The following is a 19,015-nucleotide window of genomic DNA, read 5'->3' on the forward strand; positions in this document are numbered from 1 at the left end:
AATGTAACTTATGAAAACGAAATATATCTCATGTGTGGCTGCTCTGACTTTTGCTGCCATGACGTTTACAAGTTGTGCTGATCTGAATCCCGTAGACTATTCGGAAATGAACAGCGAACTGTTTCCAAAGACAGAGAGTGATTATATCACGTTGGTCAACGAGTGTTATCGGTCCATACGCTCCAGTTGGTTCGATGGCTTGTTCGCCACAGACGACCGAGGATGTGTCGCCCTTAATGACGCGACTACCGAAATACTGACTGCCCGCAGTTATATTTTTAAGAAACAACACGATCTAGATTGGAATTCTACCGACGATTACTTGGTCGGATTCTATTATACGGAGAAGGATCCATCGGGTGGTGGCTTTCGTGATGGCTTTGCCAATGATATTAGTCGTTGCACGTCGGATTTGGCTTATATCGAAAATGCTACTTCTTTGAATGAAGCACAAAAGAAAAAGATGACAGCCGAAGTGCGGTGTGCCCGTGCTTTTATCTCTTATACGCTTTATGATATGTTTGGCCCCTTGATCATTGCGCCACAGAAACTATTGGAAACTCCACGTGAAAATAAGCCTTTGCCACGCATGTCTCGTGAAGAAATGGTGAAATTCATAGAGGCGGACTTGCTTTATGCGGCTGAAAACCTGCCGTCTCCCAATGCGGTTGAATATGGTAGGTTCAGCACCGGACTGGCCAAGATGCTGCTTATTCGTCTGTATTTGCATGAGACAAAGGACGACAAGAGTTATTATGCAAAGGTGGAAACGTTAGCCCGTGAACTGATGCAACCTTCCTTTGGTTATCAGTTGCAGCCGAGTTATACACGGATGTTTGAGGTTGGCGGACAGGGAAAAACTAATAAGGAAATCATCTTTGCCTTGCCCGTTAATACCGAAATGGTAAGCTGGAATGACTGGCACATGTTTGTATTGCCATCTGATTTTGGAAGCAATGGTATGAAAGGCGGCTACCATAGTTTGACGAGTACTTGGCATTTCTACGACGGTTTTGAAGCAAACGACGTGCGCCGCACCTATCTTTTGGCCGAATACACGAGCAACAAGACCGGAAAACTCGTAAAGCGAGGCGATTATCCTAATCTCGACCTCGGCCCCATCCCCATGAAATATGGCTACGATACCGACCTGTTTAGCAATAGCGGACGTAGCAAGATAGACCCCATTCTCTATCGTTATGCCGACGTCTATCTGTCCTTGGCAGAGGCTTTGTATCGCAAGCCTGGAGCTTCGGCTGTCGATAAGCAGGAGGCTTTGAAGTATATCAACGTTATTCGTGAGCGGGCGGGTATAGCAAGTATAGATTATTCGGCCATTGACACGGATGAAAAGTTTGTCGAAGTGTTGCTCAAGGAGCGTTGTCATGAGTTCTGGTGCGAGAACGGACAGTATCGTGCCGACCTTATTCGACTGGATAAATTCATAGAATATGCCAAGACCATCAACGGTTCTCCTTATGCCGAAAAGGCGAAGGAAGTTTATCCTTTACCCAAGAGCGTTATCATAGATGGTAAAGGCGTGGTCATTCAGAACACGGGTTACGATTAAAAAAACTACAAACGATGGATTACCACGCAGTGGTAATAGTATTACCAAGCGTGTGGTAATATGATTACCAAGGCGTGGTAATGTTGTTACCACACGCTGGTAATCCATCAAAAGATAAGGTATATCGACTTTTATTTTACCGAACAACAGCAATATTGTAGAATAAATATTTATGGATCGACGTAGTTTTTTGAAACGTGCGACAGCATTGGGCATGGCTGCAACCTTGCCCAAGGTGCTGTTGGGCACTTCTCTGGTAGAGCAAGTTGCGGAGCCCCGGTCTTCAGGAGAGAAGTTTTGGGCTTGTCTGATGCATCTTTCCTTTAATTTTGCAGGCCAAATAAAACTGTATGGAGGACTACGAACAGAGTTTGAACCCGATATGGCTGTGTGGAACGCGGCCATTGATCGCATGGCCAAAAACCATGTAAACATGCTTTTTATCAATCTGGATGATTCGGTGGCTTGGCACAGTCATCCCGAGATTTCTTTGGCTCATTCGTGGACACACGAGCAGTTGCGGGCACAGTTGGCTAAGATTAGGAAGGCAGGAATAGAGCCTATTCCGATGTTTAACTTTTCTACGACACATGATGCGTGGCTGGGTAAGTATTCAAAAATGGTGTCATCGGCCAAGTATTATGAAGTTTGCGCCGACTTGATAGCCGAAGCCATCGCGCTCTTCGATACGCCTCGCTTTATTCATTTCGGCATGGACGAAGAACGAATCGACTATCAACTGTCCGATTATATTGTGATACGGCAGCAGGAAACATGGTGGGCCGACTTGTATTTCTACATCGGCGAAGCCATGAAACGGGGCGTTCGCCCTTGCGTATGGGCTGATTACGTGTGGCACCATCCGGATGATTTCTTTAAGATGATGCCCAAGTCGGTGGTACAATGCAATTGGTGGTACACCGAGAAGTTCTCTATCAACGATGTGGCCATCCGTTCTTATCTTGATTTGGCCCGTGAAGGCTATGACGTAATGGCCACCGGTAGTTTTGATCAAGAGAACCCCAAGAGCATTGGAAATACGGTGAAGTTCTGTAGCGAGCATATTGACGGCAATCATCTGTTGGGCTTTATGCAGACATTCTGGAAGCCGACGATAGAAACTTATCGTGCGCCTATCCTACAAGGGATTGACTTGATTGGAGCCGCACGTTCGGAATATGAAAATAAAAGGAGAGCGAAGGTATGAAAGACAGATTGATATGGGGATGTTTAATCCATCTTAGTTTCAACATGTGGGAGGAGTATATATGGCCGGGACGCCCCTTCCGAGGCTATCGACCCGACTTGGAACTGAGCGAACCGCTATGGAATGACGCCATCGAACTGATGGGCAAGAGCGGTGTAAACATGGTTGTTATTGATCTGGGTGATGCCATAAGATACCAGCGGCATCCCGAAATAGCCGTCAATGGAGCCTGGACGGTTGCCCGTTTGAAGCAGGAGTTGCGACGTATCCGGTCGTTGGGTATAGAGCCGATACCCAAATTAAACTTCTCCGCAGGGCATGATACCTGGATGAAGGAATACTCCAAGATGGTTTCTACCGATGAATACTATCGTTTCTGTTCGGATATGATAGCCGAAGTATGTAGTATTTTCGGTCAGCCTCGCCTGTTCCACATCGGAATGGATGAAGAAGGCTACAATATGCAGAGTACCTACAAGCATGTGGTGGTGCGCAAAAATGATGCTTGGTGGCACGACTTCATGTTTCTGGTGAAGGAATGTGAGCGTCGGCATGCGCAGGCTTGGCTCTGGCCCGACTACATGTTGTGGCACCATCCCGACCAGTTTTTCAGTAAGATGCCTAAGAGCGTGATGCAGAGTAATTGGTATTATGATGAAGAGTTTAATCCCGAATGGGACATGGTGAGGCAGTATATTGATTTAGAAAAACATGGTTACGACCAAATTCCGACCGGTAGTTATCATTTTGAAAATCCTAAAAGTATAGCCAACACCGTGGCTTTCGCAGAGAAATATATCAGTCGGCAACACCTTAAAGGTTTCTTGCAGACGTGGTGGAAGCCTACGATAGAGGAAAACAGAGAGCGCATTCTGAAAGGCATTACACTATTGGGCGAAGCTCGTAAAGCTTATGAAGAACGACATGCTTAAAACGATATATTGATGAAATACCTATTCTTTATTTTTCTTTTCAGCTTTATCTGTTCCTTTTCTCCCGCTCAAGTGCCTCATCGAGCGGCCGAAGACGTATGTCATGTGATGACGCCAGACTACTGGAAGATGTGGAACGATTCTCTACAAGCTGCTATCGACCATGATATTGAGCTGTATAGGAAGGGTACGGCTACCATCGAATTGCCGGAGGTAAAGCCGGGTACGACAATCCGTGTGGAACAACAGACTCATTCGTTTATCTTCGGTGGTAACCTTTTTGTTTACGGACAGTTGGCTACTGAGGCTATGAATCGGAAATACGAAAACACTTTCGGTTCGCTGTTCAATGCCGCAACCATTCCATTTTATTGGAAAATGCTTGAACAGGAGCAAGGGAAACCACGCTTCGAGGCCGGTAGTTCGTATGTTTATCGTAGACCTCCAACCGATCCGATGGTTGATTTTTGCAATCAGAAAGGTATATTGGCCAAGGGACATGCCATCATTTATGGCTTGCGACTGCATGGTCATCCTACGTGGATGCCCGACGACCGCCATGTGATGGATAGTCTTTTTCAGGCCCATATCCATCGGTTGGCACAGCGATATGGTGACCGGGTGAAGTTGTGGGATGTGGTCAATGAACCCATTGATCAGGCTAACAGAGGACTTATGCCCGATGATTACACCTTCAAATGCTTTCAATGGGCACGCCGGTATTTTCCATCTACGGTACAACTGAATATCAACGACGTAGACCTTCATGGACCGGTGGATTTGCATCGTCGCTATGCCGAGCTGACCCGCAATCTTTTGTGTCGTGGTTCGAAGATAGATCACGTTGGTATAGAAATGCACATTTTCGATCCTTTGGAAGCTGCCGACATCGCAAAAGGCAAAGACCCCTACATCTCACCAGCGCTTTTGCAAGCAAAACTCGATTGTCTGAAGGTTACAGATTTGCCAATTCACATCAGTGAAGTAACAGTTTGCGCACCCGACACCACTGAGCATGGCAAGCTGATTCAGGCTGTGATAGCTCGCAATTTGTATCGGTTGTGGTTCAGTTATCCCACGGTGGAAGCCATTACGTGGTGGAATGTGGTTGACGGAGGGGGCGCATCGGGCGAACCTTCTTATTCGGGAATCTACGATAAGAATATGAACGAGAAACCCGTATACGCCGTTTTGAACAATCTGATTAACACGGAATGGAAAACTTCATTCCAAACACGTTTGAACAAAAATAAGGTTTTAACATTCCGTGGTTTCCGTGGCAAATATCTATTGGCGTGGAAAGACAGGCATGGAAAGACACAACGGAAAGAAATAATGGTCGAATGAACAAGCAAATTTATTATAAGAAAGTACCAAAATGAAGAAAACGATATTGATATTCTTGTCCTTGCTGCTCTCTGTCGTTATGGCGATGGCTGAGAATAGTATGGTGGGCGTTCGTGAGTTGATGGCACGTCGCGTACCTTGGTTGCAGGACAAGGTTGTATTAGAGCAGATACGAGATGTCGACAAGGCAGAGGCGTTTACATTATCGACCCGTGACGGGAGGTTGGTCATTCAGGCTACGAGCGAAAATACGGCTTGCATGGCTCTGAATTATTACCTTGAAAACTACTGCCATCGCTCCATGTCGCACATGGGTGATAATCTTGGACCGGTCGACAGTCTGCCGGAAATCAAGGAACCGTTGACCAAACATATCGACCTGCCGTTGCGCTATGCGCTCAACTACTGCACACTGAACTACACGATGTCGTTCTATCAGTGGGAAGACTGGGAACACGAACTTGACTGGATGGCACTGCATGGAGTAAACTTGATGCTCATGCCTGTTGGTATGGAGAAGGTGTGGCAGAACACACTACGTAAGTTTGGTTGTAGCAATCAGCAGATTCGTAACTTCATCCCGGGACCCGGCTACACCGCTTGGTGGCTCATGGGTAATCTGGAAGGATGGGGTGGCCCCGTTTCGCAAGACTTTATCGATGGTCAGGCACAGATGGCTAAACGTATTTTGGGACGTATGGCAGCGTTGGGCATACAGCCTGTGCTTCAAGGATTCTACGGAATGGTGTCGAGAAGTATTCGCGACCGCCATCCCAATGCCGTGATTCCGCAAGGTATGTGGGGCTTCTTTGAGCGTCCCGACATCCTCAAACCTACTGAGAAGCTGTTCGATGAGATGGCTGATGTGTACTATCGCGAAATCAAAAAGCTCTATGGCACAGATATTCGCTATTTCGGTGGTGACCTGTTTCATGAGGGTGGACTTACCGGAACGCTTAATGTGGCCGACTGCGGACAGGCTGTCCAACAAACCATGCAGCGTAATTTTCCCGGCAGCACATGGGTGTTGCAAGGGTGGGGCGGAAACCCTAAACCCGAACTGTTGGCCAAACTTGATAGGAAAAAGGTATTGGTGGTAGATCTGTTTGGCGAAAACGAAGATGTTTGGAATCAAACACAGGCTTATGGCGGTACTCCTTTCGTGTGGTGTACGGTATCCAATTTCGGAGAGCAATGCGGTATGTATGGTAAGTTGCAGCGTATCTCTTTACAGATGGATAAGGCTCGTAATAGCATTTACAGATCCTATCTGAAAGGTGTGGGAATCATGCCGGAAGGAATCAATAACAATCCGGTGGTCTATGATATGGTATTGCACGCGCCTTTGACCGACCGAAAGATAAATGTAGAAGTATGGCTTAAATCGTATATCACTTATCGTTACGGTGCTTACAATGCCGATGTCTATGCAGCCTGGCTCATCTTCTTACAAACGATTTATGCCAGTGTGCCCGAAAAATATGGGCTTCCTGAGAGTGTGTTTTGCGCCCGTCCCGGTATCAAGGTTGTCAACACCTCTTCGTGGGGAGTAAGGGCCAGATACTATGATATGGATTTTTTCAAAGAAGGAGTGAGGCGCTTTTTGAAAGCCAAAGAGGCATTTGAAGGTTCAGAAACCTATGCTAATGACATGTTCGACCTGCTGCGTCAGGTGCTGTCGGATAAGGGAAGTCGGGCCTACGACGACATGATTGCTGCCATTAAAGCCCAAAATCAGACCAAGTTTGAACAGACATCGAGCCATTTTCTCAATCTGTTGCTGCGACAAGATACGCTTTTGGCTCAAAGTAAAGGCTTTACTTTAGACTATTGGCTGGGGCAGGCCGGACGCTTTGGGAAGACAGAGAGTGACCGTGCCTTGGCCTTGAAGAACGCTAAGATGCAGTTGACTTTTTGGGGACCCGACTGGAATCCCAACACCACCGTACACGACTATGCGGCCAAAGAGTGGGCCGGCATGCTCAAGACGCTTTATTATGAAGAATGGAAAATGTTTGTCGACGTGTGGCGGCAGCGCATCCGTGGTACGGAAATGATAGAACCCGACTACTATGGCTATCAGATCGCGTGGTGCAAGCGACCTGTTGTGTATGAACCCGTGAAGCTCGACCGACAGCAAATGGCCACATTGACAGCCGACATCCTGCGTTAGAGCGTGCAAAGAATGTGGAAACGGCGCATTGCCGTTTGCCTTTCCCTATAGAGAGAAGCAGCTGTGACGTGCAGCCAATGACGACATATCTTCTCCTAAAAGTTTGGCCGTTTATGGAGTTTTGTGTATTTTTGAGTTTGTAATCAGTTCGTCAGCCCTTTGACAACCACTTTTTTGAAAGAACTTAACAATTGCAAGCATCACATGAAGGCTACATCGACGAAGGAAGATTTTCTGATTTGGCTGCTCAAACATGACTCCCAGTGGGCGTTTGACAATCTTTACCGCATGTATGCGCACAGGCTTTTCGCCTTCGCACTGGAGTATTGTCACCACAAAGAGACGGCCGAGGAAATCGTGGAAGACACCTTTATCTGGATATGGAACCACCGGCACGACATCAAACAGGAAAAAACTTTGTTCAATCTGGTGTTCATCAAGGCCCGCCATCTGCTCATCAACGCCTATAGAGCTACGCTCAACAGCCCTCATTTTGAAGATTATGTGGACTATGCCAACAGCCTTGGCACCGAAAGCCAGGGCTCACAGCTGGAATATGACGACTTCATGCGCGTGATCAAGCAGGGTCTGGAGCGACTCCCCCCTACGCAACGACGGGTGATCGAGCTGTCGCGCTTCGAGCAAAAGAGTATCAAGGAAATCGCGGCGATGTTGGGTTTGAAGGAACAGTCCACGAGAAACCAGTTGTCGCTGGGGTTGAAACAGCTGATGACTTTCATCGGCCGATCGGGTTACGGCATGCTTCCCGTGCTGCTGCTGATTCATTAACAAAACGTAAAATGCAGTATATTTCAAGTTTTTCCGTGTCTTTCCATTTATAAACAGGATGAGGTTATGAGCAATATAGTAGAAAAATACAGACGGTCGAGGCTGACAAAGGAAGAATTGCAGCAGCTTCGTGACAAGGTGAACCGCTCTTCGGATGAAGAGCAGGCGGCCGAAATGCAGCACCATTGGCTGGAAGAAATAGACGTAACGGGGGTGAGCGAAGAGACGATTGACGCGATTCAGGAACGACTGGACACGCAGATTCAGGCTTCATCCACACTGCGCAAGCGGATGTGGCACCTTGTCCAGCACGCCGCGGTGATACTGCTTCCCGTCTGTCTGGTGGCCCTGGGCTACATGGGCTACCAGCAACATGCCGCTTCCGACGACCTTCTGACCATCTCGACCCGCCGCGGCGAGCAGGTGAACATCAGCTTTCCGGACGGAACAAGGGCACAGGTGAACGAACGGTCGGTGCTCTCCTATCGCCCTCACACCTTTACGAAGAAGCACAGGGAGATAGACTTCAGGGGCGAAGCTTATTTTGAAGTGCATCATGATGGCGACCATCCTTTCCTCATCCACACGTCCGATGTGAGCGTGAAAGTAACGGGGACGAAGTTCAATCTCAGCAATTATCCGGAGTCACCGACCGTTACGCTCTGCCTCTTCGACGGCTCCGTGTCGCTCCGTTCCACCAAGACACAGGAACAAATCAGGGTGAACCCCAACGAGCGATGCACCTTCGACAAGGCTACGGGCCGCTTCATGGTGGAACCATTTGGCGAAGACTCGACCTACTACACGGCTTGGCGACGTCATGAAATGGTGTTCCGCAGCACTCCGTTGAAGCAGGTCGTGGAGAAACTCGGTGCCGTCTATGGGGTTACAATCCAACTGCGGAATGTCAATGAAGCCGACCGTTTCACCGGAACGCTGCCCACGTCGGACTTCAACAAGTGCATGGTGGTCGTGTCCAACCTCTACAATTGCAAGGTAAGTCGCAACGACCACGCCGTCATCCTCACCAAGAACGCCGCAAAATAGCAGCCGGGCATTTTAAATACAGCCTCTTCAGCACCCGAAAGTGAAGCTTGGAATGGCAAATGATATGCCGATGAAAAACAGAAGCGGCCTTTTCAACTTGTAAAAGCAATCCTTTCATAATGTAAAAGCAGCCCTTTCAGCCGCCGGAAGCATAGCTTTTCGCGGCTGAAAGGGCTGCTGTTGAAAGGTCATTCTTCGACCGTTGCAATGTCATTGACACCCCATTGAACATCAAACGCTTATTGCACAACGACAAGCCGCAGGCTGTCGGTTTTCACACGGGCCTTCAGCCAGTCGTTCAACAGCTTGCGTTCCTGTGCCCCCAGCCGTCCGGGACATCCCACAACGGCCACGACATACTGACGGGTGGCCGAAGTGTCAGTGCGGGCTTCGGTCACTTTGGAGAGGCTGACGGACGTCGCCGACGGACAAACGGCTTTCAGTTCCTGGCGAATGTCCTTGCCCAAACCGGCATAACGGGTGTAACCGCCCAGCTGTTCTTCGAGCGCACGAATCCGGTCGGCCTGCGCCAGCAGCTTCGGGCTGTCGGCCTGGCTCGACGTAGAGACCGTGTTGAGGGCCTGGGACAGCAGCAGGCTGTCGGATTGGGAGCCTTGAATGACGTTCAACTTGTAGTCTTCCAGCTGATACTCGCCCAGCCGTTGGCGGGCCGTCCCGATGTCCTTGTCGGAAATGAGCTTGCCCACGACCACGACATTGAGCGTATGATGCTTTTCGTCTCTGGTGTGGGAGATGACTTGCGTGCCCTTGAAGGCAAGCTCCTTTCTGACAAACTTCCTCGTATTGTTGTCCAAAACACTTTCTCGAATGATTCCCACTGTCATGTAGGCGGCCGGCAACATGGTGAGCACAACCAGGCCTATGATGTAGCGATTGACCTTCTTCAGTCTGGCCGCGTCAATGAAAGTCTTGTGCCGGAAGCGCAGCATTCTGACGCCGACGAAGGTCGCCAGTCCGATGAAAACGGTGTTGATGAAAAACAGGTAGAATGCGCCGAAGAAGTAGGAAAGCCGCCCTACGGCGAGTCCATAGCCTGCTGTGCAGAGCGGCGGCATGAGCGCGGTGGCTATGGCGACGCCCGGGATGACGTTGCCCTTGCCCTTTGTAGCCAGCGCGAGTATGCCGGCCGCACCGCCACAGAGGGCTATCAACACGTCGTAGAGCGTGGGCGACGTGCGGGCCAGCAGCTCCGACTGCGCTTCGGTCAGCGGGGTGATCAGGAAATAGACCGTGGCCGTGAGCACGCTGATGGCCGTTGCCACGAGATAGTTCCTGATGGAGCGTTTCAGAAGGTCGAGATCGCCGATACCTATGCCCAATCCCATGCCGATGATGGGGCCCATCAAGGGCGAAATGAGCATGGCGCCGATGATGACGGCCGTGGAGTTGACGTTGAGTCCGAGCGAGGCGATGAAGATGGCGAACACCAGAATCCACAGGTTGGAGCCATGGAATGCGACGCCACTGCTGATTTGTCGGATGGTCTCCTGTTCGCTTTCCTTGTCGGGCAAGGCGTTGAAGTAGCTCTTCACAACCTGCCATAGGGTTTTATCTTGCTGTTCCATATCTTTGAGTTGTGGGCCAAATATAGGACTTTTTGGTCAAATAGACAAGGAAACAAGGCTTAAAATGGCTTTTTGCGGACAAACGACCGGCGTGGAAGAGGGGGATGGCGTCCGGCGTCCATGAGGCGACGACAGGTTGACACGCAAAAAGGAGAAACCGCACGCTGCGATTTCTCCTTGCAATAGGATGACGACTGTCGCCTTGCCGCCTTACTTTTGACAGCTGCAGGCCGTCCAAGGCTTCAGTTCCTTGAAGAAGTCGTGGCCCTTGTCGTCGACCAGGATGAAGGCCGGGAAGTCCTCTACATCGATCTTCCACACAGCTTCCATGCCCAGTTCGGGGTATTCCACGCACTCGATACTCTTGATACTGCTCTGCGAAAGCACAGCCGCCACGCCGCCGATGGTGCCCAGATAGAAGCCGCCATGCTTCCGGCAGGCGTCGGTGACAGCCTGGGTGCGGTTGCCTTTGGCAATCATGACGAGCGAACCGCCGTGGCTCTGGAACTCATCCACGTAGGGATCCATGCGGTTGGCTGTGGTCGGTCCCATCGAACCGCAGGCATATCCTTCGGGCGTCTTGGCCGGACCGGCGTAGAGAATCGGGTGATTCTTGAAGTAGTCGGGCAGTTCTTCACCGGCGTCGAGGCGTGCTTTCAACTTAGCGTGGGCGATGTCGCGGGCCACGATGATGGTTCCCTTGAGGCTGACACGGGTGCTGACGGGATACTTTGTCAGCTCGGCACGCACGGCGTCGATACCCTTGTCGAGGTCAATCTCCACGCCCTTGGCGCCTTCTCCCGGCTTGCGATACTCTTCAGGGATGAGGTCTGACGGATGGTCGTCCATCTTTTCAAGCCAGATACCATCGGCGTTGATCTTGGCTTTGATGTTGCGGTCGGCGGAACAGCTGACCCCCATGCCGATCGGACAGCTGGCGCCATGGCGTGGCAGACGGATGACGCGGATGTCATGGGCAAGGGCCTTGCCGCCAAACTGTGCGCCGAGCCCGATCTTGTGGGCTTCTTCGAGCAGTTTGTTTTCCAAGTCTATGTCGCGGAAAGCACGCCCGGTCTCGTCACCGGTGGTAGGCAGGTTGTCGTAATACTTGATGGAGCCGAGCTTCACGGTGAGCAGATTCTTCTCGGCCGACGTGCCACCTACGACGAAACAGATGTGATACGGCGGGCAGGCCGCTGTGCCGAGGCTCTTCATCTTCTCGACGAGGAAGGGCAGCAGCGTGCCTTCGTTCTGGATGGTGGCCTTCGTCATGGGATAGAAATAGGTCTTGTTGGCCGAGCCGCCGCCCTTGGCCACCATGACGAAGCGGTATTCCGCGCCTTCCACAGCTTCGATATCAATCTGCGCGGGCAGGTTGCATTTGGTGTTCACCTCGTCATACATGTTGAGCGGAGCATTCTGCGAATAGCGCAGGTTGTCCTCGGTGAAGGTGTTGTAGACGCCTCGCGACAGCTCTTCCTCATCCTCGAAGCCCGTCCAGACCTGCTGGCCCTTCTCGCCATGGATGATGGCCGTGCCCGTATCCTGGCAGAAAGGAAGCACTCCTTTGACGGCCGTTTCGGCGTTTCGGAGGAACTGCAGGGCCACATACTTGTCGTTTTCGGAAGTCTCGGGGTCGCTGAGGATGGCTGCCACCTGCTCGTTGTGCGCCCGACGGAGCATGAACTCTACATCGTGGAAAGCCTGCTGGGCCAGGAGCGTCAGGGCTTCCTTCGATACTTTTACAATCTGTTTGCCTTCAAACTCGCCGACACTGACTCCTTCTTTGGTCAGCAGACGATACTCGGTGTCGTCCTTTCCCAGTTGGAACATCGGCGCATACTTGAATTCTACTTTGTTTGCCATAATGTCTTTATATATATAATGTGTTGAATGATGTCGTCACTTGGTCGTCCATCAATGTCGGATGACCGTTCAATAACCGAAGATCTGCTCTGTCGTCAGGCGCTTGACGGGCCCCAACTTCTCAAGCGTCTTCATGTCGAGGCTCTTCTCGTCGCCCAGAATGATGTAGCGGTAGGGCTTGCGGGCGATGTTCTTCTGCTGGAAGTCGACAATGTCTTTCAGCGTCAGCGTGGGCAACTTGGCATACACTTCCTGCATGTAGTCGTGCTCCAAGCCCAGCTGACGGAGGAAGAGATAGCGACTGATGACGTTGAACTTGGTCGTGCGCTCGCTCTGAATGCTCTTCACAAGGCTCTGCTTGGCCAGTTCGAAGGCGGCCTCGTTCTGCGGCATGTCGTCGAGAATCTCGTTGAACACCTTGACGCAGTCGGCCATCTTGTCGTTCTGCGAGATGATGTGGGTGAAGAAACTCTCCGGTTGTCCTTCGCGTTCGGGGCGCAGGTAGCGTGCGAAAGCATTGTAGGCCAGGCCACGGGTTTCGCGGAGTTCCTGGAAAACGACCGTGTTCATGCCGCCGCCGAAGTACTGGTTGAAGAGAGTTTCTATCGGAGCCTTGGCCGGACTCCACATAATGCCCTCGTTGTGGTACTGGCGCATGTAGATGTTCTTGGCCGTATAGGGCGCGATGATGACCTCGTTCTTGGGTGTCGGCTGCTCTTTGTAAGGTCTGGCGACAGGCTCTTTCGCCCAAACCTTGCCCACTTTGTGATGTTGCAGAAGGAGGTTGCAAAGTTGTTTCTCGCTGTCGGGGCCGTAGTAGAGCACGGTGTGGGCGTAGTTGTCGAGGCTTCCCAACAGGCCTACGAGCTGTTGGGGATTCATGGCGCGCAGCTGCTTCATCGTGAAATCATTGCGTTTGGGATTGTAGGGGCCGTAAACACCATAGTCCCAAAGGGCCTCGAAGTTTGCGTTCTGGCTGGTCTTGGCATCCATGCGCACCTTTTCGATGAGGTTGCAGAACTGGCTCCAGCTGCTTACGTCGGCCTTGGCTCCATGCAAAACCTTCTCCAGCAGTTGCAAAGCCTGGGGCAGGTTCTCGTTCAGGCCGCTCAATTGAATGGTGATGTGCCTTGCGTCGGTGGACATATTGTAGCTGCAAGCCAGCTTGTAGAAGGCTTGTTTGATATCCGAAACGGTCATGTCTTTCGTTCCGATGAAGTCGAGATAAGCGCAGGCGTAGCCATAACGCAGGTCGGACTCGTCACCGAAGTTATAGCGGAAGACAAGTTTGAACAGCCCATCCGTGATGTTTTGCTTATATATATAAGGTAGACCTTTCTTTACATTGCCGAAAGCAAGCTCCTTGTTGAAGTCTATAAAGACCGGTTGAATGGGCTTCGTGTTCGCTGTTCGGATGTCGGTCAGGAATCCGCTCTCGTATTCTCGGTTGGCGGGAATGGGCGTAATGGCCGGCTTTTCAATATTCTTGAGCGTGGTGTCTTCGCCCATGCGCTTGTAGACGCAGACGAAATTGTCGACACGGAGGTTCTTGCGGGCGAAGTCGATGATGTCCTTTTTAGTCAACTTGGCCTGTCGTTCCAAACGCAGCGACTCGTTTTCCCAACTCTTGTCGTTGACAAACGCGTCGATCATCATGTCCACACGCGTCTCGTTGTTGTCCAGTGAACTGTAGAACTGCAGCTTCTTGTTGGCGATGACGGCAGGCAGCAGGTCGTCAGGAAACGCTCCGCGGCCCAGCTTCTCGATTTCTTTCAGAACCAAGGCCCGCACATCCTCCAGCTTCTGTCCCTCCAACGGAGCACCCTGAACGATGAAAGCGGTGTAATCGTGCATCTCGTCGAGCATGGTACCCACCTCCTGTGTTTTCATTTGCTGGTTGATGTTGGTGTCGAAGAGTCCAGCCTTACCGTTGGAAAGCATGCTCTTGATGACGTCGAGCGTATCGTTCTGAAGTTCGGCAGCCCCCTTGAAGAGCCATCCCATCATCAGATTTTCGGCGTCCTGGCCCACCACACTTGAGTCTTTTGGCGCAGAGATGGCGTTCTGGGCTGCAAATTCGGGACGCGACAGGTCGGGACTCGCGTTCCAGGAGCCGAAATATTGGTCGATGATTGCCATCACCTGGTCGGGCTCAATGTCGCCCGCAAGCGCGATGGCGATATTGTTCGGCACGTAATAGCGACTGAAATACTTCTTGATATTGACGATGGAAGGATTCTTCAGGTGCTCCTGTTCGCCGATGGTTGTCTGCGTTCCGTAGGGATGGGTGGGCGCAAGGAGCTTCCACAGGGCAGCGTATTGCTTACTATCGTCGCTTCCCATGCTGATGTTTTTCTCCTCATACACGGCTTCGAGTTCGGTGTGGAAGCCGCGAATCACCATGTTCTGGAAACGGTCGCTCTGTATTTTAGCCCAATTCTCCAGTTCGTTGGAAGGTATGTTCTCGACATAGCAGGTCACGTCGTTGCTCGTATAGGCGTTGCTGCCTTCGCTGCCGATGCTGGCCATGAGCTTGTCATACTCATTGGGGATGTTGTAGCGGGCCGCCAACTGCGACACCGAGTCGATTTCATGATAGGCTTGCTTGCGCAGCAGCGGGTCGGTGAGCGTGCGGTAGTGCTCATAGCGGCGCTCGATGTCTTCGAGATAAGGCTTCTCTTGGGCATAGTCCGTCGTGCCGAAGCGCTTCGTTCCCTTGAACATCAGGTGCTCCAGATAGTGGGCCAGGCCCGTCGTCTCGGCCGGATCGTTGCGCGACCCCGTCTTCACGACAATGTTGGCTTGCACGCGCGGCTTCTCTTTGTTCACACTCATATAGACCTTCAATCCGTTGGCAAGGGTGTAGATGCGTGTCTGTGTGGCGTCTCCCTTGACGACAGAGTACGGATAATCCTTGGCAAGCGCGGCTGTCGCGATGGCCAAAGCTGCAAAAAGAAATAATAATGCCTTTTTCATTATGATGTTGAATGAATCAGTTTTCAAAGTCAATCTCGTGGTCCAAGCTCTCTATGAAGTCGTCCAAGACGGCAGGTTCCACGTCGCCCATCGCGTATTCCTTCTCTGCGTCCTTGCGGATTTCGGCTATCCAAGTCCTTCGAGCGTTGACATAGTCTTCATGGATGCGTGCAATGTCCTTGTCGGAGATTTCTTCCAAGTGGTAATAGTCCAATATCAGTTGGTAAGTCCAGGCCCACTGGTAGTCGCGATAGTGGCTGTTGATGTGTTGGAAGCGGAGGAGTATGCCTTCGACCGTATCTATTTGTCCTTCCTTGATGTCTTCAATAAGTCGCTTTTCCTCGCTTTCGGGCAGCAGCAGACCCGAGAGGTCGTTCCATACGCCCTGCCCCACCGGCGATGTCGGCACACTGAAAGCCCCCCATTGCAACACCCGTTTCAAGACGGCGCCCATGTAAATGCGCAACGCGATGTCGTAGTATTTGATACCTTTGCGCAGCGATGAAGCGTTGATGACATATTCGTGATAGTTGTAAGTGGAGACATTGTCGCCGCTGGCTTCGCGGAGTCTTTCCAAAATGCGCTTCCCTTCGATGATTTCACCCACGGAGAAGGGCGACAACCAATCGAAATTGACAATGCTTTTCTGACACCCTTTGGGGCGGACGTCACGCTTCGGCCACTTGCGGATGTCGCGATAGAGACCCACCGTGGTGATGTTGCGTCCCGGAGACAGATACATGGTGTCGCCGTATGCTATCAAATAAGAGAAAGGAAGATTGCGGGTGTCGGGATGGTACATCAGTTTGCCGAAGCAGACGCTGAACGTTCCGATGTTGGCGGGCATGAGCAGATAGGCGCCGCTGGCCGTCTTGCAACCCCGTTCGAGCATGCCGTAGTGCAACGGCCCCATCTTGTAAGCGTGGTTGCTGAAGTTCGTGGCGCTGCCTGCATTGTAAAAGGAGAATTGTCCGCCGATGAGCAGGCTGCTCTTGTGGTGACTTGCCGTGAAAGGGCCGCAGAAAGCGGCGCACGCTTCGCCATTGCTCATGTAGGAATTGGCAAAGAATACGCTGGCCGAAGCCGTGAACCCATTGGCTATCTGGCATGCTTCACCGACGAAACAGTCCTGTATCTTCACGCTGTTGATGACCGAAGAGCCGTAGCTGATGATGGAGTTCTCACAGATGACGCCCGTCCCTATGAACACATTCGCGTTGCCGTTGCTCAAAATCGTGCAGTCGCTGAGCCGTGAAGCGCCGCTGATTTCACAGTCGTCCTCGATGATTGTGTTCGTGATTTCCTTGGTGTTGACAATCTTGACATTGTTTCCCAGCGTGCCACGGTCGGGCTGGTTGCTGTAGATACTCTCGTTGATGAGCCGACGGATGCAGTCCTTCAGTTCCCGGTCGTGCATGTGCTTCACCATGAAAGCAGCAAACTGACTGTTCAAATCACGAAAGCTGACGAGGTTGCCTTCGCCTATCTCGTTGAGGACGGAGATGAGATTGCCTTCTCCGTAGGTGGCTCCTTCGGTGGTTTCGAGCGTACACACGTTGCTGATATAGCAGTCGTCGCCGATCGAATAGTTGTTGATGTAGTTTCCGATGTTCTCTATCAGGCAGTTGTCACCTATCCTCACGTTGCGCAACGTGGCGTTGTTGATACCCGAATGCTTCAGGAATCCCCGGCTCACCTCCACGCTCTTGTCGAAGACGCCCAGCTCGATGTCGCCATAGAACATGACCCGATGGAAATAGTTAGGCCGGAAGTCGTCATCCACCAGCACGCGGTTCCAGTCCTCGGCCCAACAACTGTTGTCTTCCAGTATGCCGATTTCATCGTCAGTAAGTTGTCTCATCTATGTTGCCGATTAATTGATGTAAGCTCGTTGAAGTCCTTTATTCCTCCATTTGCGGATAAAGGAAGTCGTTGTAGGGGTATTTCTGTACATGAAGTTCACGAACTTTTTTATACAAGATGTCGCGAAATTCATCTATGTTTTCCTTTTTCTTGGCCGAAATGAAGAGACAATTGTCGTTCAGTCGGGCCATCCAGGTGCGTTTCAGCTGCTCCAAGTCGATGTTCTCACGTGTTTCCGGCGTCAGGTCGTCTTCGTCCTTTTCCACCCATTTGTAGTTGTCGATCTTGTTAAAGACAATCATCGTGGGCTTGTCGCTGCACTCCAAGTCTTTCAATGTCTGGTCGACCACCCTGATCTGTTCCTCGAAATCGGGGTGTGAAATGTCGACAACATGCAGCAACAGGTCAGCTTCACGCACCTCGTCGAGCGTCGACTTGAAGGAGTCCACAAGGTCGGTGGGCAGTTTTCGGATGAATCCGACCGTGTCGGCGAGCAGGAACGGCAGATTCTCGACGACCACTTTGCGCACCGTCGTGTCGAGGGTGGCGAAGAGTTTGTTCTCGGCAAACACCTCACTCTTGGCCATCAGGTTCATGATGGTGGACTTCCCTACGTTGGTATAGCCCACGAGCGCCACACGGATGAGGCGTCCACGGTTCTTGCGTTGGGTCGTTTTCTGCTTGTCTATCTCCACCAGACGCTGCTTCAAGAGGGTGATGCGCTGCAAGATGATGCGGCGGTCCATCTCCAACTGCGTCTCACCCGGACCGCGAAGACCTACAGACCCCTTGCCTCCGCCCGAACCGGAACCGCCTCCCTGACGCTCCAAGTGCGTCCACAAGCGTTGCAGTCGGGGCAGCATATAGCGATACTGGGCCAATTCCACCTGCGTTTTTGCATTGGCGGTCTGCGCCCGCATGGCGAATATATCCAAGATAAGAGAGGTTCTGTCCAGTATTTTCACCTTCAATTCGTTCTCTATGTTCCTGATTTGCTTGGCCGAAAGTTCGTCATCAAAGATGACCATGCCGACGGGTTCGTCGGCATCTTCGCAATCATCTATGTATTGCTTGATTTCCTGAAGTTTCCCTTTACCGACATAAGTCACCTGACTTGGGCCGTTCACCTTTTGTGTGAATCGCTTCCGGGTGACCGCTCCCGCCGTGTCGGCGAGGAACTCCAGTTCATCAAGATATTCTTTTGTCTTGGCTTCATCCTGGCCGGGAGTCACCAATCCCACCAGAATGGCAGTCTCGGCCTTGGCTTCAGAGATTACAAATTCTTTCATTCTGAATTACAACAACCTTAATTCCGCAACACTATTATAAATTAAACTTTTTAAGTACCTGAGCAACAAAAAGTTGCTCAGGATTTTGCCATGTCAGAATTTTCACTTATCTTAGTGTTGCAAAAAAAAACAAGAGAATCCAACGATAGACATGGCGAAGATACAAATTAAATCTGAGAGACTCACTCCTTTTGGGGGATTATTTTCAATCATGGAGCAATTTGACTCCACATTATCATCTGTCATCGACTCAACCCTCGGTCTAAGGTGTAGATCGTTCGGTTATCAGTACAGCGAAATCATCCGTTCTCTCATGAGTATCTACTTCTGTGGCGGTTCATGTATTGAGGATGTCACTACTCATTTGATG

Annotated in this window: 12 protein-coding genes and 1 pseudogene; 8 read left to right on the forward strand and 5 right to left on the reverse strand. The window is 51.0% G+C overall.

Annotation, left to right across the window (positions count from 1 at the left end; genetic code table 11):
* Positions 1-10 precede the first annotated feature (10 nt).
* The 7 genes from K334_RS0111065 (at position 11) to K334_RS0111095 (ending at position 9,065) form a co-directional block, all read left to right on the forward strand.
* A complete protein-coding gene (locus tag K334_RS0111065) occupies positions 11-1,570 on the forward strand; it encodes a RagB/SusD family nutrient uptake outer membrane protein (RefSeq protein ID WP_025881425.1) in 1,560 nt (519 codons plus the stop codon).
* 172 nt (positions 1,571-1,742) lie between these two features.
* Complete coding sequence (locus K334_RS0111070) at positions 1,743-2,777, forward strand: glycoside hydrolase family 20 protein (protein WP_025881426.1); 1,035 nt, start codon at positions 1,743-1,745, stop codon at positions 2,775-2,777.
* Entirely contained in the window at positions 2,774-3,709 is a 936-nt protein-coding gene (locus K334_RS0111075) for a glycoside hydrolase family 20 protein (protein WP_025881427.1), read from the forward strand. Before K334_RS0111070 ends, K334_RS0111075 begins: the two co-directional genes overlap by 4 nt.
* 12 nt (positions 3,710-3,721) lie before the next feature.
* Entirely contained in the window at positions 3,722-5,056 is a 1,335-nt protein-coding gene (locus K334_RS0111080; RefSeq protein WP_025881428.1) for an endo-1,4-beta-xylanase, read from the forward strand.
* A gap of 31 nt (positions 5,057-5,087) precedes the next feature.
* Positions 5,088-7,229: an alpha-N-acetylglucosaminidase gene (locus K334_RS0111085; RefSeq protein ID WP_027444973.1), complete on the forward strand. Its 2,142-nt coding sequence runs from the start codon at positions 5,088-5,090 to the stop codon at positions 7,227-7,229.
* 204 nt (positions 7,230-7,433) lie between these two features.
* Positions 7,434-8,018: an RNA polymerase sigma factor gene (locus K334_RS0111090; protein WP_021588964.1), complete on the forward strand. Its 585-nt coding sequence runs from the start codon at positions 7,434-7,436 to the stop codon at positions 8,016-8,018.
* A gap of 66 nt (positions 8,019-8,084) precedes the next feature.
* Positions 8,085-9,065, forward strand: coding sequence for a FecR family protein (locus K334_RS0111095; RefSeq protein ID WP_027444974.1), 981 nt, complete (start codon positions 8,085-8,087; stop codon positions 9,063-9,065).
* Between the two features lie 239 nt (positions 9,066-9,304).
* On the opposite strand, the gene K334_RS0111100 is transcribed toward K334_RS0111095, so the two are convergent.
* The 5 genes from K334_RS0111100 to hflX all read right to left on the reverse strand — a co-directional run bounded on the left by K334_RS0111100 (position 9,305) and on the right by hflX (position 18,645).
* Entirely contained in the window at positions 9,305-10,651 is a 1,347-nt protein-coding gene (locus tag K334_RS0111100) for a TIGR00341 family protein (RefSeq protein WP_025881429.1), read from the reverse strand.
* A gap of 210 nt (positions 10,652-10,861) precedes the next feature.
* A complete protein-coding gene (locus K334_RS0111105; RefSeq protein WP_025881430.1) occupies positions 10,862-12,517 on the reverse strand; it encodes a fumarate hydratase in 1,656 nt (551 codons plus the stop codon).
* Positions 12,518-12,586: 69 nt separating this feature from the next.
* Entirely contained in the window at positions 12,587-15,493 is a 2,907-nt protein-coding gene (locus K334_RS0111110; RefSeq protein ID WP_025881431.1) for a M16 family metallopeptidase, read from the reverse strand.
* Positions 15,494-15,509: 16 nt separating this feature from the next.
* A complete protein-coding gene (locus tag K334_RS0111115; RefSeq protein ID WP_027444975.1) occupies positions 15,510-17,354 on the reverse strand; it encodes a DUF4954 family protein in 1,845 nt (614 codons plus the stop codon).
* Between the two features lie 40 nt (positions 17,355-17,394).
* Positions 17,395-18,645 carry a GTPase HflX gene (gene hflX, locus K334_RS0111120; protein WP_025881432.1) on the reverse strand — a complete coding sequence of 417 codons (1,251 nt, stop codon included), beginning with the start codon at positions 18,643-18,645 and terminating at the stop codon, positions 17,395-17,397.
* 151 nt (positions 18,646-18,796) lie between these two features.
* On the opposite strand from hflX, the pseudogene K334_RS14545 reads away from it, so the two are divergent.
* A pseudogene (locus K334_RS14545) lies at positions 18,797-19,015 on the forward strand (IS1380 family transposase); the annotation flags it as partial.

Source organism: Segatella baroniae DSM 16972 = JCM 13447 (genome assembly GCF_000426585.1).
In the GTDB taxonomy this organism is placed as follows: Bacteria; Bacteroidota; Bacteroidia; order Bacteroidales; family Bacteroidaceae; genus Prevotella; species Prevotella baroniae.